This window comes from Pontibacter sp. YIM B11418, assembly GCF_059278805.1.
Genome location: NZ_JCAEMH010000002.1, coordinates 90,033 through 109,929, shown reverse-complemented (window position 1 = coordinate 109,929; position 19,897 = coordinate 90,033). Strand labels below are relative to the sequence as shown.

Annotated in this window: 19 protein-coding genes and 3 tRNA genes; 13 read left to right on the top strand and 9 right to left on the bottom strand. The window is 48.3% G+C overall.

The window, feature by feature from the left end; all coding sequences use genetic code 11:
- Positions 1-31 precede the first annotated feature (31 nt).
- The 3 genes from speE (at position 32) to AC4QZR_RS04810 (ending at position 2,827) form a co-directional block, all read left to right on the top strand.
- Positions 32-1,363, top strand: a complete 1,332-nt coding sequence (gene speE / locus AC4QZR_RS04820; protein WP_494479873.1) for a polyamine aminopropyltransferase — start codon at positions 32-34, stop codon at positions 1,361-1,363.
- Positions 1,332-2,423 carry an agmatinase family protein gene (locus tag AC4QZR_RS04815; RefSeq protein WP_494479872.1) on the top strand — a complete coding sequence of 364 codons (1,092 nt, stop codon included), beginning with the start codon at positions 1,332-1,334 and terminating at the stop codon, positions 2,421-2,423. Before speE ends, AC4QZR_RS04815 begins: the two co-directional genes overlap by 32 nt.
- Positions 2,424-2,494: 71 nt before the next feature.
- Entirely contained in the window at positions 2,495-2,827 is a 333-nt protein-coding gene (locus AC4QZR_RS04810) for a phage holin family protein (protein ID WP_494479871.1), read from the top strand.
- A gap of 71 nt (positions 2,828-2,898) precedes the next feature.
- Here AC4QZR_RS04810 and AC4QZR_RS04805 read toward each other — a convergent pair whose 3' ends face one another.
- Complete coding sequence (locus tag AC4QZR_RS04805; RefSeq protein WP_253404802.1) at positions 2,899-3,231, bottom strand: four-helix bundle copper-binding protein; 333 nt, start codon at positions 3,229-3,231, stop codon at positions 2,899-2,901.
- A gap of 168 nt (positions 3,232-3,399) precedes the next feature.
- On the opposite strand from AC4QZR_RS04805, the gene recQ reads away from it, so the two are divergent.
- The gene (recQ, locus tag AC4QZR_RS04800; RefSeq protein WP_494479870.1) at positions 3,400-5,535 is read left to right on the top strand and encodes a DNA helicase RecQ; all 2,136 of its coding nucleotides are present in this window, start codon (positions 3,400-3,402) and stop codon (positions 5,533-5,535) included.
- Between the two features lie 78 nt (positions 5,536-5,613).
- On the opposite strand, the gene AC4QZR_RS04795 is transcribed toward recQ, so the two are convergent.
- Complete coding sequence (locus tag AC4QZR_RS04795) at positions 5,614-7,167, bottom strand: S8 family serine peptidase (RefSeq protein ID WP_494479869.1); 1,554 nt, start codon at positions 7,165-7,167, stop codon at positions 5,614-5,616.
- Between the two features lie 526 nt (positions 7,168-7,693).
- Here AC4QZR_RS04795 and AC4QZR_RS04790 point away from each other — a divergent pair.
- Both AC4QZR_RS04790 and AC4QZR_RS04785 read left to right on the top strand, forming a co-directional pair.
- Entirely contained in the window at positions 7,694-8,470 is a 777-nt protein-coding gene (locus AC4QZR_RS04790) for an XRE family transcriptional regulator (RefSeq protein WP_494479868.1), read from the top strand.
- A gap of 139 nt (positions 8,471-8,609) precedes the next feature.
- Complete coding sequence (locus tag AC4QZR_RS04785) at positions 8,610-9,329, top strand: pirin family protein (protein WP_494479867.1); 720 nt, start codon at positions 8,610-8,612, stop codon at positions 9,327-9,329.
- Between the two features lie 59 nt (positions 9,330-9,388).
- Here AC4QZR_RS04785 and AC4QZR_RS04780 read toward each other — a convergent pair whose 3' ends face one another.
- From AC4QZR_RS04780 to AC4QZR_RS04770, 3 genes are read right to left on the bottom strand one after another with little or no spacing between them, the layout of a single operon-like run.
- A complete protein-coding gene (locus AC4QZR_RS04780) occupies positions 9,389-10,720 on the bottom strand; it encodes a DNA recombination protein RmuC (RefSeq protein ID WP_494479866.1) in 1,332 nt (443 codons plus the stop codon).
- Between the two features lie 55 nt (positions 10,721-10,775).
- Positions 10,776-11,447: an HD domain-containing protein gene (locus AC4QZR_RS04775; protein WP_494479865.1), complete on the bottom strand. Its 672-nt coding sequence runs from the start codon at positions 11,445-11,447 to the stop codon at positions 10,776-10,778.
- 57 nt (positions 11,448-11,504) lie between these two features.
- Positions 11,505-11,975 carry a hypothetical protein gene (locus AC4QZR_RS04770; protein ID WP_494479864.1) on the bottom strand — a complete coding sequence of 157 codons (471 nt, stop codon included), beginning with the start codon at positions 11,973-11,975 and terminating at the stop codon, positions 11,505-11,507.
- A 151-nt stretch (positions 11,976-12,126) separates the two neighbouring features.
- Here AC4QZR_RS04770 and AC4QZR_RS04765 point away from each other — a divergent pair, with 151 nt between their 5' ends.
- The 3 genes from AC4QZR_RS04765 to gmd all read left to right on the top strand — a co-directional run bounded on the left by AC4QZR_RS04765 (position 12,127) and on the right by gmd (position 15,339).
- On the top strand, positions 12,127-12,966 hold the full coding sequence (locus AC4QZR_RS04765) for a DUF481 domain-containing protein (RefSeq protein WP_494479863.1): 840 nt from the start codon (positions 12,127-12,129) through the stop codon (positions 12,964-12,966).
- A gap of 253 nt (positions 12,967-13,219) precedes the next feature.
- Entirely contained in the window at positions 13,220-14,173 is a 954-nt protein-coding gene (gene fcl / locus AC4QZR_RS04760; protein WP_494480381.1) for a GDP-L-fucose synthase, read from the top strand.
- A 53-nt stretch (positions 14,174-14,226) separates the two neighbouring features.
- Positions 14,227-15,339: a GDP-mannose 4,6-dehydratase gene (gene gmd / locus AC4QZR_RS04755; protein WP_253404821.1), complete on the top strand. Its 1,113-nt coding sequence runs from the start codon at positions 14,227-14,229 to the stop codon at positions 15,337-15,339.
- A 235-nt stretch (positions 15,340-15,574) separates the two neighbouring features.
- Here gmd and AC4QZR_RS04750 read toward each other — a convergent pair whose 3' ends face one another.
- The 4 genes from AC4QZR_RS04750 to AC4QZR_RS04735 all read right to left on the bottom strand — a co-directional run bounded on the left by AC4QZR_RS04750 (position 15,575) and on the right by AC4QZR_RS04735 (position 16,105).
- A complete protein-coding gene (locus AC4QZR_RS04750) occupies positions 15,575-15,754 on the bottom strand; it encodes a hypothetical protein (protein ID WP_494479862.1) in 180 nt (59 codons plus the stop codon).
- A gap of 13 nt (positions 15,755-15,767) precedes the next feature.
- Positions 15,768-15,841, bottom strand: a tRNA-Asp gene (locus tag AC4QZR_RS04745).
- 58 nt (positions 15,842-15,899) lie between these two features.
- Positions 15,900-15,973, bottom strand: a tRNA-Asp gene (locus AC4QZR_RS04740).
- Between the two features lie 58 nt (positions 15,974-16,031).
- Positions 16,032-16,105 (bottom strand) — tRNA-Asp (locus tag AC4QZR_RS04735).
- Between the two features lie 223 nt (positions 16,106-16,328).
- Between AC4QZR_RS04735 and AC4QZR_RS04730 the strand changes: the two genes are divergently transcribed.
- From AC4QZR_RS04730 to AC4QZR_RS04715, 4 genes are all read left to right on the top strand, one after another.
- The gene (locus tag AC4QZR_RS04730) at positions 16,329-17,279 is read left to right on the top strand and encodes an acetyl-CoA carboxylase carboxyltransferase subunit alpha (RefSeq protein WP_494479861.1); all 951 of its coding nucleotides are present in this window, start codon (positions 16,329-16,331) and stop codon (positions 17,277-17,279) included.
- Positions 17,280-17,485: 206 nt separating this feature from the next.
- The gene (locus tag AC4QZR_RS04725) at positions 17,486-18,328 is read left to right on the top strand and encodes an MBL fold metallo-hydrolase (RefSeq protein ID WP_494479860.1); all 843 of its coding nucleotides are present in this window, start codon (positions 17,486-17,488) and stop codon (positions 18,326-18,328) included.
- A complete protein-coding gene (locus tag AC4QZR_RS04720) occupies positions 18,328-19,092 on the top strand; it encodes a patatin-like phospholipase family protein (protein WP_494479859.1) in 765 nt (254 codons plus the stop codon). The genes AC4QZR_RS04725 and AC4QZR_RS04720 overlap by 1 nt, the downstream gene beginning before the upstream one ends.
- A 238-nt stretch (positions 19,093-19,330) precedes the next feature.
- Positions 19,331-19,867, top strand: a complete 537-nt coding sequence (locus AC4QZR_RS04715; RefSeq protein WP_494479858.1) for a hypothetical protein — start codon at positions 19,331-19,333, stop codon at positions 19,865-19,867.
- The last annotated feature ends 30 nt before the right edge of the window (positions 19,868-19,897 follow it).

Here is a 19,897-nt window from a genome sequence, read left to right as displayed (position 1 = left end):
TTTTATTTTCAAGAAACCACTAAGTCAATTGATGAACGCTTTAGGAAGACACATTTTAGTTGAATTTTACGATTGCTCCCCTGAATTAATGAACGATGTGATCCACATCGAAAACAGTATGGTTGCCGCCGCCGAAACGGCCGGGGCCACCGTCATCAACAGTACTTTCCATCACTTCTCGCCTTATGGTGTATCCGGAGTGGTGGTGATTCAGGAAAGCCACCTGGCCATCCATACCTGGCCTGAGTATGGCTATGCAGCCGTAGACCTGTTTACCTGCGGCGACTCGGTTGACCCTTGGGTTTCTTATACCTACCTGAAAGAGGCCTTCCAGTCCGGTCATGGATCTTCCATGGAGCTGCGCCGCGGCCAATTAAGTCTTTTGAAGCGCAACGACTTCAACCTGGAGAGCCTTCGTGACGCGTCTGCCAAAACAATTGAGGCAGATGGTTCTATTACAAGAGACGTTTGGTTCACAGAGCGTGATGAGAACATCGCTTTATCCCTGAAGCATACCGGCAATCAGCTTTATAAAAAAGACTCAGACTATCAGCGGGTAGAGGTATACGAGACACTGGCTTACGGCAACATGCTGACGCTGGATGGCATGGTGATGTGCACACAAAAGGATGAGTACGTATATCATGAGATGATCACGCATGTGCCGATGCTTAGCAACCGCTCCGCAAAGCGTGCACTGGTGATAGGAGGAGGCGACGGTGGTACCGTACGGGAGCTGCTGCGCCATGAGCATCTGGAGGAGGTCACACTGGTAGAAATCGACGAGCTCGTGATCGAGGCCTGTAAGCTGCACCTTCCTGAAACAGCCGTAGCCTTCGATAACCCGCGTCTGAACCTGCTGATTGAGGATGGCATCAAATATATTAAAGAGTGTGCTAATGAGCACTACGACTTGATCATAGTAGACTCTGCTGATCCGGTTGGGCCGGGTGAGGGCCTGTTTACGGCAGCGTTCTATCAGGAAGTATACCGCTGCCTGACAAAAGACGGTGTGATGATCACACAAAGTGAGTCACCTCGCTTCAACTCGGCTGTTTTTGTTGAAATTTACGATACTTATAAGAAGATATTCGGACAAGATAAAGTATACTGCTACCTGGCGGCTATACCTACTTACCCGACCGGCACCTGGAGTTTCTCGTATTCAGCAAAAGGTGATGCCAGACCTTTGCAATTTGATGTTGAGACAGCTGCAGCGTTTTCCAAAAAAGAGGGCCTCAAATATTACAATGAAGAAGTGCATATGGCTGCCTTCGCACTCCCTAACTTCGTGAAGGAGCTTTTAAACACAAAACCTGAACATGTAACTGATGAGTACTCAGCAGAACCAACCAACCAATAGCAAACAACAGAAGATCGCATCATTTGACCCGAACGGGGTGGGCGACGTGAATGGCGGCCTTTTCGGTTTGCCATTTACTATTGAAGAATCAGAGGTTGTCCTTATACCTGTGCCCTGGGAAGTAACGGTGTCTTACAGTGCCGGTACAGCAGCAGGACCACAGTCCATCAAAGATGCCTCCCCACAGCTCGACTTGTTTGAGCCTGCCATCAAAGACGCCTGGAAACTGGGTATAGCGATGGAGGAAATCTCTGAAGAATGGGCAGTAGTAAGTGATAACCTGCGCCAGCGGGCCGAGAATTATATCAACTGGCTGGAAGATGGAAGCCCGGAAACGGACAGAGCGGAGTTTGAGAACCTGCCAGCAGAAGTGACTGAAAAAGGAGAGGAACTGCTGCAGTGGCTCAAGACAAAGGCGCACAGCTACCTGGACCAGGGTAAACTGGTTGGCGTAGTGGGCGGCGACCACAGCACACCGCTTGGACTGATGCATGCGTTGGCCGAGCGCCACGAGGAATACGGTATCCTGCAGGTCGATGCACACGCCGATTTACGCGATGCCTATGAAGGCTTTAAGTATTCGCATGCTTCCATCATGTTCAATGCGCTGCAACTGCCGCAGGTTAAAAAACTGGTGCAGGTAGGTATACGCGATATTTGTCAGGCAGAGGCGGAACTGGCTAATCAGTCAAACGGACGGGTGGCTATTTTCTATGACAGTGTGCTGAAAGAGAACATGTATGCGGGAGACAGCTGGAAAAAAGAGTGTAAGAAAATCATCGCCCAGCTTCCACAAAAGGTATACATCAGTTTCGACATCGACGGACTTGATCCGAAACTTTGCCCTGCCACAGGTACACCGGTGCCTGGTGGTCTGGAGTTTGAAGAAGCCATATACCTGATTAAAGCACTTGTGAGATCAGGGCGTGAGATCATTGGTTTTGACTTGTGTGAAGTAGCACCCGGCGACAGCGAGTGGAATGGCAATGTAGGCGCGCGACTGTTGTATAAGTTGTGTAACTGGATGGCTGTATCTCAAAAGCGACTGGAAGTACAGTAGTCTTACCTTTATTCCCGATTTGCCGTATAGCGGGTTAGAAATAACATTCTATCACTATATATCGAAACAAAATGGGAATCATCATTAAGATCTTACTGACCGGTGTAGCCGCTCTTTTGGCTGCCTACTTACTGCCCGGTGTACATATTGACGGATTTGTAACGGCTCTGATTCTGGCAGTCGTACTGGCTTTGCTTAATGCGGTGGTTCGCCCGATCCTGGTTATTCTGACTATACCGGTTACAATACTGACACTTGGCTTGTTTTTGCTGGTCATCAACGCGCTTATCATTTTGTTGGCCGACTACCTAATAGGAGGGTTCGGTGTGGATAGTTTCCTGTGGGCGCTTATATTCAGCTTATTGCTGTCTCTTATTTCAGCGATACTAGACATGATCTTTTAAACGCAACTGTACCATAAACAGAAAAGCTCCTGGTTTAGATCAGGAGCTTTTCTGTTTTGAGAATTTGGTATTTAGCGTGACATCCAAGCTTCGCAGGCGTCAGCACATTCGCGGCAGGCGTCGGCGCATTTCTGGCAATGTTCGTGATCGTGCTTGCGACACTCTTCTTCGCACAGTCGACAAATTTCAATGCACTCTTTCATTACGTGCTTGGCATGGGCCGAGTCGCGGGCAACAAAACGCGCGGTAAGGGTACAGATGTCGGCGCAGTCACGGTCGAGCATAATACAGCGTACCATCATTTTAACGTCGTCTTCCTGCAAACAAGCGGTAGCACAGGTCTCGCAAGCGGTGATGCATTTGATCAGTACATGTTCTAGATCATTGGTTCTTTCAGATTTCATAGCTTCTGGTTTATAAAGTTCATACTTCTTTAAAATACGGTTGCGTGTGTTCATTGTTGGTATATCCGAAACCTATACCTAAAACATGAACCTATTTCACGCTGATATTGGTTAACTTTGGGTTCAGGATAGCAAATCTATTTCGCATCGTTACACTTTCTACAAAGCATGAGTTTAGGTATAAGAGAAGCACGTGAGGCATTAAAACTGTATTTTGGTTATGAGCAGTTCAGGCCGATGCAGGAGGAAATCATCACGAATATTCTGCAACAGAAAGATGTAGTAGTGCTCATGCCAACCGGGGGCGGTAAATCAGTCTGCTACCAGGTGCCTGCCGTGGTTATGCCTGGTCTGTGCGTGGTGGTATCTCCTTTAATTGCCCTGATGAAGGACCAGGTGGAGGCGCTTTTGGCGAATGGTATACCTGCTGCTTTCCTGAACAGCTCTCAGACGACGGATGAGCAATATAAGATAGAGGAGAAAAGCCTGGCAGGGCAGATCAAATTGCTGTATGTGTCTCCTGAGAAACTGCTTTCTGCAGGTTTTTTCTCTTTTTTGAAGAGATTGCAGGTATCCCTTTTCGCGGTAGACGAGGCGCACTGTATCTCTTCCTGGGGGCACGATTTCCGGCCGGAGTACACCCAGCTACGCGCCCTCAAGCAGCAGTTCCCGACTATACCTGTGGTGGCGCTCACTGCCACTGCCGACAAGCTTACTAAAAAGGATATACAGGAGCAGCTGCAGCTGCGACAACCCCAAGTGTTTGTGGCTTCTTTTGACCGGCCAAACATTAACCTCACAGTGCTGCCCGGGCAGAATCGTTTCAATAAAATCACAGATTTCTTGTCACGCCGTTCCGGACAGCCGGGTATTATTTACTGCCTGAGCCGTAAAGCAACAGAAAGCCTATCTGGCAAGCTGCGCGAGAACGGGTTTAATTCCACTTTCTATCATGCAGGTATGAGTGCCCAGCAACGCTCAAAAGCACAGGAGGCTTTTCTGCGTGACGATGTGCAGATCGTTTGCGCGACCATCGCATTCGGTATGGGCATCGATAAATCTAATGTGCGCTGGGTGATCCACTACAATCTGCCTAAAAATGTAGAAGGCTACTATCAGGAGATCGGCCGGGCCGGTCGCGACGGCGCCAAATCGGACGCGCTTTTATTCTACAGTTTTGCTGACGTCATGAATTTGCGTTCGATGCTGTCGGAGAATGACAAGGCTCAGAACGAATTGCAACTGGTGAAACTGGAACGTATGCAGCAGTTCGCCGAAGCCACCTTCTGCAGAAGACGCATCTTGCTGCAATACTTTGGCGAGGGCATGGCTAAGGACTGTGGCAACTGCGATATTTGTCGCAATCCCCCCAGCCGTTTTGATGGTACTCTAATCGCGCAGAAAGCCTTGTCTGCCATTGCACGATCGCAAGAGAAATTAAACATGAGCCTCTTGGTTGACGTGCTTCGCGGCTCCCGCAACAGCCAGGTAATGGCCGGCGGATACGATCGCATCAAAACCTACGGGGCAGGTCGCGATATTGGCACCCTGGACTGGCACCGCTACCTGCACCAGATGCTCAACGCAGGTCTGGTTGAACTGGCCTATGACCAGAACTATACCTTAAAGTTGACGGAACAGAGCAAACAGGTACTTTTTGATGGCCGTAAGATTGAGCTTGTGAAGTTTGAGGATGCCAAGCAGCAGACTGAAACGCTGCAAAGAGAGAAACCAAAACGCGAAATCATTAAAGATGCTCTGTTCGAGCGTCTCCGGGCATTGCGCAAGCGCCTGGCCGATGCTCAGAACGTACCGCCTTATGTTGTGTTCACCGATAGCACACTGCAGGAGATGGCAGCTGAGAAGCCGGCGAATCGGATTGCCATGTTAGCGATCAGTGGGGTCGGAGCTCAGAAGTTCGAGCGCTACGGTCATGATTTTATAAATGAGATCATTGCTTTTCTGACAGAAGAGCAGGCAAAAGGCAGCGCGATCAAAGGTGCTACGCACCTGGTTACTTGGGAGGCATATCAGCAGGGACTCAGTCCGGAGGAAATCGCAAGGCGGCGCAATCTGAATCCTGTTACGATCTATTCTCACCTTGCTACGCTACTGGAGCAAGGCTACGATGTGCCGGTTCACGATTTTGTCTCGAAGCGTGAGTACGAAGCAATTTCAGAAGCAATTGAGCGCCTCGGCAAGGATGCAAAGCTCAAGGATTTGTTTGAGCACCTGGAAGAACGCTATGAGTACTTCAAAATCCGACTGTCGGTTGCCATGTACAAAATGCAATACGCCTGGTAAAACAATAGCCAGTGAATGGTAAAAACGGAAGGCCGCTCTTTGGAGAGCGGCCTTCCGTTTTATTATAAGGTATAAGAATTACTCCACTGAAGCAATTGGATCTGGCCAGCTGTCTTTGTCGCCGTTTACAATACCTTGTGAGAATATCTCGCCACGAAGAAGTAGAATACCAGCCACGTGCGGTGCTGCGAGGGAAGTGCCGCTTCCGGCGCTACCGATACCACCGCCTATGCGCGTAGAAGTTACACTCACGCCTGGAGCAGCGTAGTCAACTGGAGCACCGTAGTTGGAGCTTGACCAGAGATTTTGATAGCTATCCATAGCAGAAACTGTATACACACCGGTCGCATTCACACGGGCAGGGGAGTTTACAGAGCAATCTGTAGCGCTATTGCCAGCTGCGATGGCAAACAGAATGCCTCTGCCAGCAGCCGTTGTCACAGCATTGTCCAGCGTGCTAGATATACCTGCTCCCAGGCTCATATTTACCACATCGCCAGGTTTCCCCATGTTGATCACATAGTTAACAGCACTGATAGCACGCGACACTGTACCATAGCCTGTGTTATCAAATACGCGAAGGGCAACAATAGTAGCATTAGCTGCTACACCCACCATGCCGGTGCCATTGTTTTTGGCGGCGATGATACCTGCCACATTCGTGCCGTGACCAAAACCATCCTCAATGGAGGCATCCCCATAGATAAGCGATGCGCTGCGCTGAAGGTCAACATTCAGGTCCGGATGATCCGTATCAATACCTGAGTCGATCACCCATACCGTTTTACCGGTACCGTCACCATAGCCGTTCATCGCAATGTGCCAAGGCAGTGTTTCGCCTGTAAGAGGCGTTATTTTAGCATATGGGCTGTTGGTAGGCTGCTCGGGTTCCGGCTCCGGGCTTGGCTCAGTAGGAGTAGGCTCGGTTGGAGCAGGTTCTGTTGGCGCTGGCTCAGTCGGAGTTGGTTCTGTAGGAGTGGGCTCCGTAGGCGCTGGCTCAGTCGGCGTAGGTTCGGTTGGAGTTGGCTCAGTAGGAGCTGGTTCAGTTGGGGCTGGCTCAGTTAGTTTTTTCTTGCCGTTACCGTTGCCTTTTGTATTCGTATCCGTGCTGCCGTCTTTTGTTTTGCCATTCCCTTTTATGGTCGTGTCATCACTCGTGTCCTTGGTCTTACCACTGTTACCTTTCGCTGATGTATTATCAGTGCCAGGCTTTGCAAGCATAATGATACGGTCTTGCTCTACATAGGCTACCTCGGGGTTTTTGCGCAGTTGCTCTAACTGATTTTTGGTCAGTCGGGCTGCAAAACCGTTTACATTTCCTTCAAAAGTTTGCTGTATAGCGTCACGCTCTATACCTGAGGCGAGTAACATTCGCTCACGAAGCGCCACTGTGGCAGCACGCCCCGCCATGGTCATAGCGCTCACACCAGTTGTGCTTAAATTGTTGGAACCGTTTTTAAATACCACAATGTATTGGCCAGGTATAGCCTGTCCGTGTTGTGCGTTTATTTGAACAGAATCTGTTTGAAACTGCTCCTCCATAAAGTCTTCTTTCTGACAGCTGGATAGGGTGAATACGGAAGCCAGTGCTAAACCTGACAACGCTTTAAATAGTGTAGAATTGTTCATCATATAAGCTTGGTTGGATTGGGTAATTAATTGAAGTTATTTTTTCACAAAGTATCGTAACAACACGTATTTTTAAAAAGTTTAAAGCAAGTCAAAAATTGTAAAAAATCAATGATGGCTTCAAATTTAGACGAATAAGAAATTCCTGTCTACATTTTAAAATGTGGATTCTTGAAGATATAGATCTCGTAAAGAGAGGAGAGGAATGTAAGGTTTTAGTAGATTTTTATCATATAATATACGTTATCAGTAACTTTTCACGAAAGATAATTGGATAAAAAGTAAGAATGCAAATTTTTATACAACTAAATTTTAATTGTATTATTATGATGCGTTTTATAAGTAAATAAAATGATTATGCATTAGTAAAATTGTACTATAAGAATATGTATAGGTTTTTATAAATATAACTAAAAATTACAACAAATATTTGCTAATAAAATTAGTATAATACGTATAGATTTAGTAAGTTTACATGCTGGCACCTAGAGTGCATTATTTATTGTCAGGACTTGAAGAAAGAATAATAGTGGAAAAGGTAACATCGAATATAAGGCATCTTCGCAAGCACGCCGGGTATACCCAGGCACAGCTTGCTGAAAAGCTAGAGATCAAGCGTTCGTTGGTTGGAGCGTATGAGGAGGGAAGGGCAGAGCCAAAATTAAGTACCCTTGTGAATGTGGCCCGCCTTTTCGAGGTTTCTTTAGACGAACTCATCACCGCGGACCTGTCAGATCCAAACTACAAACCAGAAGTTGGGCAGCAAGGTGGTGGCAAACTGCGAGTGCTGGCCATTACGGTTGATCAGGATGATCGTGAAAATATAGAGTTGGTGCCCCACAAGGCGAGCGCCGGTTACCTCAACGGGTATGCCGATCCGGAGTTTATTGAGGAGCTTCCCCGTTTCCGGCTTCCTACCTTGGGAAGCGGCGGTACTTATCGCGCGTTCGAGATTAGCGGAGACTCTATGCTGCCGCTGTCTTCCGGTACTGTCATTGTCGGCAGGTATGTGGAGGACTGGAATACGCTGAAAGACGGAACTCCCTGCATCATCGTGAGTGGCAAGGAAGGCGTAGTCTTTAAGCGTGTATTCAACAAAGTGAAAGAGGCTGCTACCCTGCGTCTCCATTCTGACAATCCGCTTTATGTGCCTTATGAACTTTCAGTGGATGATGTGGTGGAGATCTGGGAAGCCAAGTCTTACATTAGCTCTACTTTCCCCATTGCTGACATCTCACTTGACAAATTGTCGTCTATTGTTTTGGATCTTCAGAAGGAGATGCTCAAGTTGAAGAAAGCGGAATAACTTGTACCTTTAGGTATAGGAACAGTAGTAGATCCTGTCTCTAATGAGGCAGGATCTACTGTTTTAGCGCTGTTTTAATTGGTCCGTTAACTACAAACGGCATTATCCGTAAAGGCATAGCATAAAACAAAAGCGCGATATGATACGACTAATTACCGATTCCCAAAGATATGAGGCGCAGGTAGGCGAAGGACTTCGTTCTCACTACCTTTTCTCTTTTGCAGATTATTACGATCCGGAAAACATGGAGTTCGGCCCTTTGCGTGTCTTCAACGATGACTATGTCGCTCCCCGCTCCGGTTTTCCCGCGCATCCGCACTCTGAGATGGAGATCATGACTATAGTGCTCTCAGGTGAACTCACTCACAAGGATAACATCGGGAATGAAACAACCGTTACGCCAGGCCAGGTGCAGCGCATGACCGCAGGCACAGGACTCACCCACTCCGAAACAAATGAAACGGAAGAGGAGATCCACTTGCTGCAGCTTTGGTTTTTGCCAAACAAGCGTGGGCTTGCGCCTTCCTATGAAGTAATGGATGTCGGATTCCTGAAGGCTAAGAATGAGCTTATACCTTTGGTGACCGGACAGAAAGTGTTAGAAGATGTGGCTTACATCAACTCTAACTCTACAGTATATTATGGAAGCGTCACGCAAGGAGAGGAGGTTGATTTCAGAACCTTTAAGCTCCGCAGAACTTTGATCTATGTGCTGACAGGTAGTGTGCTGGTCAACAATGTGGAAGCCGATAGGCATGACCAGATCAGGTTGGATGACCAGGAGGTTATTGGGATAAAAGCGACAGCCGATGCCACCTTTATCTTGGTGGATGTTCCGGCAGTTGAAGCTAATTACTAACTGACTTATTACGAAAGCAGTGAGCAGGTCTTCTATAGGCCAGCTCACTGCTTTACTTTTTAGTCGATGTCCTCCCCGGGAACAGCGATAGCTTCCTGCAGGAGGTGTTCATCCAGTTGTTTGCTTGTTTTAGCGCCAAGTTCACGCAGTATCTCCACTTTGCGTATCAGGTTTCCCTTTCCGTCAGTGAGTTTGCTCATAGCGCCGCTATAGGCAGTCTGGCTTTGCTCCAAATGGCGGCCAACTGTTTTAAGGTCCTCGACAAAGCCAACAAATTTATCATAGAGCTTCCCGCTTTCTTCTGCAATCCTGAGTACGTTTCTTTTCTGGTCTTCCTGTCGCCACACACCGGCAACGGTACGCAAAGTAGCCAGAAGGGTAGAGGTGGTCACGAGGACAATATTTTTGTCAAAAGCATCCGTAAAGATATTTTGGTCATGCTGCAGTGCCAGGTTAAAGGCAGGTTCTATGGGAATGTACATCAGCACAAAATCAGGGGAATTGATGCCGCTCAGGCGGTGGTAGTTCTTGCGCCCCAGATCCGTATAATGTGTCCTGATTGATGTGATGTGGCTGCGCAGGTATGTCTCTAACTGTGAGTCGTCTTCGCAGCTGCAATAAGCTTCGTAGGCGACGAGCGAAAGTTTGGAGTCGATGACCAAGTGCTTGGTGTCTGGCAGGCGTATGATCACATCGGGGCGGTATACCTTTTGCTCATCGTTCTGCCTTACCTCTTCACGCTCATAATGTACTCCTTTTCTTAAACCGGATTTTTCGAGCAGACTCTCCAGCAAATATTCACCCCAGTTCCCTTGTGTTTTGTTTTCACCCTTCAGAGCTTTTGTCAGGTTAAGCGCATCCTGGCTCATCTGCTGGTTCAGGGCCGATAACTGCGTGATCTGCTCTTTGAGTGAAATGCTATCCTTGAGTGTTTTCTCATAGGTCTGGTCAACTTTGGCCTCGAACTCGCGGATGCGCTCTTTTAAAGGAGACAGAATGCGCTCCAGGTTTTCGGAAGAAGCTTTGTTGAAGTGCTCGGCGTTCGTCATCAGCACCTGGTTGGAGATGTGCTGAAACTGCTGAAGGAATTTTTCGCGGAGTTGCTCGAGTTCTCTGGCTTGCTCGTGCATGCGCTCGCGCAGGTGTTCGTAGTCGGATTCTGTTTTGGTGAGGGCATTTGTCAGCTCCATAGTTTCTGCCTGGGCATCACGCAATTGGCTTTTCAGCGCTTCGGCTTCCTGCGCCTGGTGCCGGGCCTGGCCCTCCAAAACTCCCTGTGCCACGACTGCTTGGTTCAATTTGTCCTGCAGTGCGCTTATTTTCCCTTTCATAGCCAGATAGGCTATTACGAGCCCCGCCAGAAATGCCGCTATACCTATCATGATCTCCATACTGTAAAGGTATGTTTTTTTAGCATTTCAAACCAGATGCTAACCATTTTAGTTTTTAGGAAATCTCATGATGGTCTTTTGTATCCCACTCTGCATAAAACTGGCTCAGAAAATCTTCCATGTACTGGTGGCGCTTTTCGGCCAGGGCGCGGGCCGTGGGGGTGTGCATCCGGTCCTTTAAAAGCAGCAGCTTTTCATAGAAGTGGTTGATGGTGGGCGCTGTGCTTGCTTTATAAGCCTCAAAATTATCATGAAGCACAGGCTCTATACCTGGATTATAAAGCTCCCTTCCCTTGTGGCCGCCATATGCAAAGGTGCGGGCAATGCCGATGGCACCGATAGCGTCCAGACGATCCGCATCCTGCACGATACGGCCTTCGAGGGTAGGCATGGAAGAGGAAGTGCCGGCTCCTTTATAAGACAGTCCGCTTACGATGGCACACACAGTGGTAATTAGCGCTTCATCGAGCGGTTGTCTTTCCAGCCACTCCCGCACCATGCGCGGTCCCACGGTTTCGTCCCCGTTATGGAATTTATGATCCCCTATGTCGTGCAGCAGCGCTGCCAGTTCAACAGTGAACAGGTCGGCACCTTTTTCCTGTGAGGCAATGTAGCGTGCGTTTTTCCATACACGGTAAATATGCCACCAGTCGTGACCGGAGCCTTCGCCCTCCAGTTGCTCTTTCACATAGCGAGCGGTTTCGTCAATAATAGCTTGTTGCTGCATGGTATCAGGTATAAGCTCCAAAACTGCGAAATATCCCGCTAAGCCGCAACGTTCTGGCTATACCTCTATACCTGTTTCAAGCGCCGCTATACCTTGCAGCGATGGAAGATGGATTAATTCCAGTTCAAGCAGATCAGCCCATGTGTGCAGGTATAGGACCACATCGTCACGCAGGTTGTACTTTAAATAGCGCCTATTGGGTGGAAGTGCTTCGATCACTTTTCTGTCGGAGAGACGCTCCAGGTGCGCCAGGTCATCCCTGGTAAGACCCCAGGAAAGCATTTGGTCAATGATCTCGTCTAGGGGCAATCCGCTCTGGGGGCAGTAATCGCGCAATTGTTCGCTCCAGTCGCCGTGCCGCCGCATGGCCGCTCCGTGGATTTGTCCTTTGTCGAGTTGTGTAATGGTTTGGGCCAGGTGACCGCAGTTGCAGCTTCCCATGTGTCCCCATTGGTAGTTGGCGCCCTGTGCCAGTCGGTCGGCTGTCTGGCGTATAGCCGCCACCAGCTGTGCTGAACTTCTTGCCATAAGCTTGATTCTTAAAGGTGATTGTGATTGTGTAGGTGTAAGCCTCTCCTGATATAAAACGGCAGAGACGCCAAATGTTGATGAAAAGGGGCCTTATTTTCATACCTCCCCCGAGCTTTATACCTTTGCAGGTATACCTGCTCACCCTACTATGCCTATGATCATGCGTACTATACCTGCCGTCGCCCTTTTAATGTTGATTTTGTTCGTCAATACTGCACCGACGGCAGAGGCTCAGATCCTCAATATCGAACGGTCCAGGATCGAGCATGATACGGCAGATTTTGTGACAGGCAAGGCTGGGCTTAACTTTTCGATGTTCAACCGAAATGCAGGACGAAACAATCCTAATAATTTTCTGCAGCTAACCTTTAACGGCGATCTGGCTTATATTTCAAAACTCCATACCTATCTGTTTCTCAACTACTATAACTACCTGCTTGTAAACTACGACTCCCGTGAGTTGCGCAATACGGTAGCCAGCAACGGCTACTCCCATTTCCGAGTAAATCTAATGAGCCGTCGCAAGGTGTCTTATGAGTTGTTCACGCAGTACCAGGCCGATATGGCCCGCGGTCTTGAGCGGCGCATTCTGACGGGAGGAGGCGTACGCTGGTTGCTTTATCGCACGGACAATACTTCCTGGTTTGCGGGAACGGGCTTGATGCACGAGCACGAGACTTGGAAAGACCCGGAGCAGGAGGGAGTGACCGGTGTATCGGATCTGTTGAAATCCTCCAACTATGTTAGTCTCCGCTCAAAACTTTCGGAGCATGTGGAAACGAATAACATCGCCTATTTCCAGACTGGTTATGACCGCAACATCAGCCGTTTTCGTAACCGCATCAGCGGGGATCTGGGCCTGACCGTGAAATTGATAGGCCGGGTGTCCATGCGTACGAATTTCAACTTCACTTATGAAGACAGACCGATCGTTCCGGTTGCGCACTTTATCTATGCGATTACCAACGGATTGCAGGTGGATTTTTAGCCTGGACAACTATCCGTAACAACAAATGCAGTATTTGCACTGGCTAATAATGGATTTATATCAAATTTTTTTAATATAATTTGCACCGAACCGAACAATGGAGTCAACTTTGGCGTAAGCTGCGTCATAGGATTATGTTGCTGGCACGTACCTGGCCTGCATTTCAATATATATCCAGAATCCGGAACGCTCAATCCCGGTCAATAACGTTTAATTAAATAACTGGTATGTCCAGCGCGCTTAAACGGCGCATATTTGTACTTTTTTATCGATGGAAAAAACTTCTAAAATTTACATTGCTGGCCACCGGGGCATGGTAGGCTCTGCCATTCTGCGCCAGTTGGAGGCCAACGGTCACACAAACATCATCACAAGGACTTCTTCGGAACTGGACCTGCGCAATCAGCAGGCTGTTTTTGAGTTCTTCTCAACCGAGAAGCCTGACTATGTTTTCCTGGCAGCCGCCAAAGTAGGGGGAATCCACGCCAATAATATCTTTCGCGCCGAGTTCCTGTATGACAACCTGATGATGCAGGCCAACATCATTCACGCCTCCCATGTGTCGGGCGTGAAGAAGCTGATGTTCCTGGGTTCTTCCTGCATCTACCCAAGGATGGCCCCGCAGCCGCTCAAGGAGGAGTATTTGCTTACCGGTCCGCTGGAGCAAACCAACGAGCCCTACGCCATTGCCAAGATTGCCGGCATCAAGCTGTGCGAGTCCTACCGTGATCAGTACGGCAACAATTTCATCAGTGTGATGCCGACTAACCTTTACGGGTATAACGACAACTACGACCTGCAAAACTCGCACGTGCTGCCGGCCCTGATCCGAAAAATACATGAGGCCAAAGACAACGGCGCACCCACTGTTACCGTATGGGGTACGGGCAGCCCGAAACGCGAGTTCCTTTTCGCGGATGATCTGGCAGCTGCCTGCGTATACCTGATGGAGACGTATGACGGCCGTGAACTCGTGAATATCGGTACGGGCGAGGATGTCTCGATCAAGGAATTGGCCCTGCTGATTAAAGACGTGATTGGTTTTGAAGGAGAGCTTGAGTTTGATACCTCCAAGCCGGACGGTACGCCACGCAAGCTAATGGACGTGACCAAACTGCACAGCCTTGGTTTTAGACACAACATTGAGCTGCGTGAAGGTATAGCACTTGCCTATGCCGATTTCAAAGAAAAATACGTGACTGCATAGTCATACATTCTATACAACCATAAAAAGAGAATTACATTAAAGAAGTATATCACATGAAGACAGCCCTTATCACTGGCGTAACCGGACAGGACGGCGCATACTTAGCAGAGCTTTTACTGAGCAAAGGATATAAAGTACACGGAGTGAAGCGCCGTAGCTCTATGTTTAACACCGAGCGTATTGACCACCTCTACCAGGACCCACACGAGAAGAACATCAACTTCAAACTGCACTACGGTGACCTGACCGACTCCACCAACCTGATCCGCATCATCCAGGAAACGCAGCCCGACGAGATCTATAACCTGGCCGCCATGAGCCACGTGAAGGTGAGCTTCGACACGCCTGAGTACACGGCCAATGCAGACGGACTGGGCACACTTCGTATCCTGGAGGCCATCCGCATCCTGGGCTTAACAAAGAAAACAAAGGTATACCAGGCCTCTACTTCAGAACTCTATGGTCTGGTGCAGGCAGTTCCGCAGTCAGAGACTACGCCGTTCTATCCGCGCTCTCCATATGCCGTGGCAAAGCTGTACGCTTACTGGATCACGGTCAACTACCGTGAGGCCTACGGCATGTTCGCCTGCAACGGTATCCTCTTCAACCACGAATCACCGCTTAGAGGTGAGACCTTCGTAACCAGAAAGATCACGCGTGCTGCCGCCCGTATCGCCATGGGCCTGCAGGATGGTTTGTACCTGGGTAACCTGGACGCCAAGCGCGACTGGGGCCATGCCAAGGACTATGTGGAGGCCATGTGGCGCATCCTGCAGCAGGACGAGCCGGAGGACTTCGTGATAGCTACAGGTGTAACAACAACTGTTCGTGACTTCATCCGCATGGCCTTTGGCCACGTAGGTATCGAACTTGAGTTTAAGGGCGAGGGCGTAGACGAGAAAGGTTATATTGTGGCCTGCAACAATCCGGAGTACCAACTGGAAATTGGAAAAGAAGTGGTTTGCGTGGATCCGAACTACTTCCGTCCTACAGAGGTGGAACTGTTGATTGGCGACGCGACCAAGTCGAAGGAGAAACTGGGCTGGGTGCCTAAGTATGACCTGCAGGCTTTAGTGACCGATATGATGCAGAACGATATCGAGCTCTTCAAGCGCGACACTTACCTGATGGAAGGTGGTCACCGCATCCTCAACTACCACGAATAATCGCTTATACCTTAAACAAGGTATAGCTCAGATAGAAAACGGCAGTCTCACTTTGGTGGGGCTGCCGTTTTTTTCATATCCGAACCTGAAAGATTGGCAATTGAAAAAATGGAATTTCACTGATAATAGGTATAGCTCAACTGATGTCAGGTATAGCTCGGCGGTTAATTTTAGAAGTAAAAAGTTGAGCGCGATAGGGGATTTAGCTCAGGTATAGGCTAATTCTGGAAATAACTTAAGGAGTCTGATGGTGTGAGCGTCCTAGCTCGTGTCTTCTATGGTGAGACCTCTGACCAGGAATAGATATAGGTATAGGTATAGGTATAGGTATAGGTATAGGTATAGGTATAGGTATAGGTATAGGTATAGGATACGGGAGGGGAGGGCTATAAATGCAAAAAGCCCTTGCTTTCACAAGAGCTTTTAAGCGGTCTGGACGGGACTCGAACCCGCGACCTCCGCCGTGACAGGGCGGCATTCTAACCAACTGAACTACCAGACCAATACTTTGAAAAGATCAGAGTCATCTACTCTGAAAAATATACCGCAGTTTATAGCTGCGGTCCGGACGGGACTCGAACCCGCGACCTCCGCCGTGACAGGGCGGCATTCTAACCAACTGAACTACCGGACCAAAATTTTACTCTGTAAAGTCTACACCTTACATCTGTTAACCGCAGGGATTTAAGCTGCGGTCTGGACGGGACTCGAACCCGCGACCTCCGCCGTGACAGGGCGGCATTCTAACCAACTGAACTACCAGACCAACTGTATATCCTTAACGCTATCCGTTAAAGTGTCACAAATGTAGACGGTAAATTTCGATTCTGCAAGACCAATGCTATATTTTACCCCTATATTTTTAGCCTGAAACCGTAAGTCGCTCAAAACCAAATATTCTTTTTTTGCAATGCACGATAAATTTCGAATAATCGCCATTCCATATTCCGAAACTGTTAAATTTGTGATTCAATCAGCAATGAGGATTTATGCTTTTGGATTTTGAGAAACCTATAGCGGCCCTGGAGGGCAAACTGCAGGAAATGAAAAAGCTGGCCAACGAGAGCCAGGTAGACGTTTCTGAAGCAGTAAAAGCGCTTGAAGAAAAAATAAAGACGCTTAAGAAAGAAACCTATGCTAACCTGACCCGCTGGCAGCGTGTGCAGCTTTCGCGCCACCCGGACAGACCGTATACCTTAGACTACATTGCAGGCATTACTTCTAAGTTTGTGGAGTTGCACGGCGACCGCACCGTTAGCGATGATAAAGCGATGGTAGGTGGGTTTGGTGAAGTAGATGGACGCAGCATTATGTTTATCGGGCAGCAGAAAGGCCGCAATACGAAGCAGCGCCAGATGCGCAACTTTGGTATGGCCAACCCCGAAGGATACCGCAAAGCACTCCGACTGATGAAAATAGCTGAGAAGTTTGGCCGTCCCATCGTTACTTTCATCGACACCCCGGGTGCTTTTCCGGGACTGGAGGCTGAGGAGCGCGGACAGGGCGAGGCGATTGCCCGCAACCTGAAAGAGATGTTCATGCTGAAAGTTCCGGTAATCTGCATCATCATTGGAGAGGGAGCTTCAGGCGGTGCCCTGGGTATAGCCATTGGCGACCGTGTAATGATGCTGGAGAATACATGGTACTCGGTGATTTCGCCTGAATCCTGCTCGTCTATCTTATGGCGCAGTTGGAACTACAAGGAGCAGGCAGCCGAAGCTTTGAAGCTGACTGCTACTGACATGCTGCAAAATAAACTGATTGACGGTATCATCAAAGAGCCACTGGGGGGAGCGCACACAGAACCAGATAAAATGATGCGTGCACTCAAGAAAGAGATTTGTAAAATGCTGGATGAGTTGGAAGGTATAGCACCTGAAGACCGCATCATGCAGCGTATCGAGAAGTTCTCTGCCATGGGCGTGGTACAGGAAAGCTAAATAGAGTTTAGGAGTTAACGCAATCCTGAACATAGCGAATTAGCTTCTCAATTATATAAGAGGTGGCAGGCCGGACAGGCTTTGTCACCTCTTATTGTTTTGGTAACTTTAGGCTGCTCACGATAACATAAGAGGACGCTGCTAGTAAAGAGTGGTAATCATTTCTCTAATGCTAAATAGATCAAACTCCCTAACGAGATATAATTATGAAACTGCATGTAATTGATACCGGGTTCTTTAAATTGGATGGTGGTGCCATGTTTGGGGTGGTGCCCAAATCGCTTTGGCAACGAACTAACCCGGCCGATGAAAATAATTTGTGTACCTGGGCGATGCGCTGTCTGCTGATAGAGGATGGTGAGCGTCTCATTCTGATCGACAATGGCATTGGCGACAAACAGGATGCTAAGTTTTACAGTCACTATTACCTGCACGGCGAAGCCACGTTGGAGAAATCTTTGCATGCGGCAGGCTTTTCGCATAAGGATATCACGGATGTTTTTCTGACCCATCTTCATTTCGACCATTGTGGGGGAGGCGTAAAGTATAAGAACAGCGAAGGCGCCCTGGAACTGGTTTTCCCTAATGCTACTTACTGGTCTAATCCCGACCACTGGAAATGGGCAACGCAGCCTAACGCACGAGAGAAAGCCTCTTTCCTGAAAGAGAACATACTGCCCATGCAGGAGAGCGGTCACCTGCAATTTATTGATCCTACCAAGCCATCCCCTTTCCCGCAATTCGACATCTTTTATGCTGACGGGCATACGGATAAAATGATGGTGCCGATTATACCTTACAAAGATCGCAAAGTGGCCTTCATGGCTGATCTGCTGCCTTCTACAGGTCATATTCCGCTGCCTTATGTGATGGGCTACGACACGCGTCCCCTGCTGACGATGGATGAAAAAGCCCGTTTTCTGAAAATGGCAGCCGACGAGAATTTTGTGCTATACCTGGAGCATGATTCTGTAAATGAGTGCTGCACGGTGCAACACACTGAAAAAGGGATCAGGCTGGATTCAACCTTCTCACTTAACGAACTTTAATGAAGAAAATTGGGCTGGCACTGTCAGGAGGCGCCGCCAGGGGGATTGCCCATTTAGGTGTGCTGAAGGCCTTTGACGAACTAGGTATAAAGCCGGCCATACTTTCTGGTGTAAGCTCAGGGGCTATTGTGGCGGTATTCTATGCTGCAGGCTATAAACCGGATGACATTCTGCACCTCATAAAGGAACTGCGCATCTACCGCATCATGCGGCTGGCTATCGGGCAGGTGGGTATCTTACACCTTGATGCGGTTGAAAAGCTGTATTATCGCTACCTTGGTGAGCAGGCCATATTCGAAGACCTAAGCATACCCGTTATCATCGGAGCAACCGATATGCATGCCGGTGTTACAGTAAATTTTTCGAGTGGCGAACTGATCAAACCGCTGATTGCCTCTTCAGCGGTGCCCATCCTGTACAGGCCTGTGCAATACCAAGGTATGCTGCTCAACGACGGCGGTCTTCTCGACAATCTCCCGATCGTGGCCCTGGCAGGAAAGTGCGATGTTAAAATTGGCGTGCATAGCAACCCGATCAATCATGATGCGCGTATCGCCAGCCTGCGGAGCATGATAGAACGCACGGCGCACCTGGCCATTAATAACAACGTGCAACTCCGCCGTCATCTCGCTGATTTCTTCATTGAACCGCCCGAGCTAAAGCATTACAGATTAATGAGTTTCAGTAAGGCAGATGAACTTTTCGATATTGGTTATAAGTACACGATGAGCATAAAAGAGGAAATAAGGCAGGCAATTGGGTAATTGCTTGGTATTTTTTTATGAAAAATCTTTCATTATTTGATTTTATTTTTCTAATATTAGGTGAGTAATTGCAATCTATTTCTTTCTTTTTCCGTAAAACCTGCATATACAACCCAAACCCACTATGCTACAACGCACCTTTACCCTTATTGTAGCCCTATTTCTTATTGGAATCTGTTCTCTTAGGGCCCAGGAAAACGAGAGTTCACTCATCAGAGCCAAAATCAAGCATGGCTCATTGCTATTAGGCGGTAATCTCCAGGGGAGTTACCAGGTCACATCCAGCGAATTAAACAGCACGGGCCAGAAAGTAGATGGGCGACGCATCGACTTTAATTTACGCAGTAAGAATGGCTATTTCGTTCTCGAAGATTTAGTGGTGGGGCTCGACCTAAGTGTGCTGCACCAGAGCAACAAATTAAACGATGTTTCAGATAGAGTAAGCGAGCCACGCAGGGAGACGTTTGTCATGGCTGGTCCTTTCGTGAGATACTATATGCTTAATGGCGTCTTTGGCGAACTGACCATGCTGGCAGGTCTTCATAACTTCAATGATGTTGACCAGAAGTATAAAGCCCTGGAAGGTGGGGTAGGCTTGGGCTATGCCTTCTTCCTCAACAAGCAGTTTTCTTTGGAACCGGTACTCTCCATGCGTTACTTCCGTAAAGTTGACAGAGACGGAAGAGCTTACAGCGAATTTGGCCCTATGATCGGCTTCGGTTTGCAGGCTTATTTACTACGTCAGAAATCCCATGTGATCAAACGCGCCCTCTAGGGTTCTGATTTAACAGAGAATATACTATAT

What these genes read in the sequence shown, in the direction of transcription:
- recQ (WP_494479870.1), top strand. Translation starts at nt 3,400, where the DNA reads ATGAGTTTAGGTATAAGAGAAGCACGTGAGGCATTAAAACTGTATTTT.
- gmd (WP_253404821.1), top strand. Translation starts at nt 14,227, where the DNA reads ATGAAGACAGCCCTTATCACTGGCGTAACCGGACAGGACGGCGCATAC.
- AC4QZR_RS04810 (WP_494479871.1), top strand. Translation starts at nt 2,495, where the DNA reads ATGGGAATCATCATTAAGATCTTACTGACCGGTGTAGCCGCTCTTTTG.
- AC4QZR_RS04765 (WP_494479863.1), top strand. Translation starts at nt 12,127, where the DNA reads ATGCCTATGATCATGCGTACTATACCTGCCGTCGCCCTTTTAATGTTG.
- AC4QZR_RS04785 (WP_494479867.1), top strand. Translation starts at nt 8,610, where the DNA reads ATGATACGACTAATTACCGATTCCCAAAGATATGAGGCGCAGGTAGGC.
- AC4QZR_RS04780 (WP_494479866.1), bottom strand. Translation starts at nt 10,720, where the DNA reads ATGGAGATCATGATAGGTATAGCGGCATTTCTGGCGGGGCTCGTAATA.
- AC4QZR_RS04770 (WP_494479864.1), bottom strand. Translation starts at nt 11,975, where the DNA reads ATGGCAAGAAGTTCAGCACAGCTGGTGGCGGCTATACGCCAGACAGCC.
- AC4QZR_RS04805 (WP_253404802.1), bottom strand. Translation starts at nt 3,231, where the DNA reads ATGAAATCTGAAAGAACCAATGATCTAGAACATGTACTGATCAAATGC.
- AC4QZR_RS04725 (WP_494479860.1), top strand. Translation starts at nt 17,486, where the DNA reads ATGAAACTGCATGTAATTGATACCGGGTTCTTTAAATTGGATGGTGGT.
- AC4QZR_RS04775 (WP_494479865.1), bottom strand. Translation starts at nt 11,447, where the DNA reads ATGCAGCAACAAGCTATTATTGACGAAACCGCTCGCTATGTGAAAGAG.
- speE (WP_494479873.1), top strand. Translation starts at nt 32, where the DNA reads ATGAACGCTTTAGGAAGACACATTTTAGTTGAATTTTACGATTGCTCC.
- AC4QZR_RS04720 (WP_494479859.1), top strand. Translation starts at nt 18,328, where the DNA reads ATGAAGAAAATTGGGCTGGCACTGTCAGGAGGCGCCGCCAGGGGGATT.
- AC4QZR_RS04815 (WP_494479872.1), top strand. Translation starts at nt 1,332, where the DNA reads ATGAGTACTCAGCAGAACCAACCAACCAATAGCAAACAACAGAAGATC.
- AC4QZR_RS04730 (WP_494479861.1), top strand. Translation starts at nt 16,329, where the DNA reads ATGCTTTTGGATTTTGAGAAACCTATAGCGGCCCTGGAGGGCAAACTG.
- AC4QZR_RS04795 (WP_494479869.1), bottom strand. Translation starts at nt 7,167, where the DNA reads ATGATGAACAATTCTACACTATTTAAAGCGTTGTCAGGTTTAGCACTG.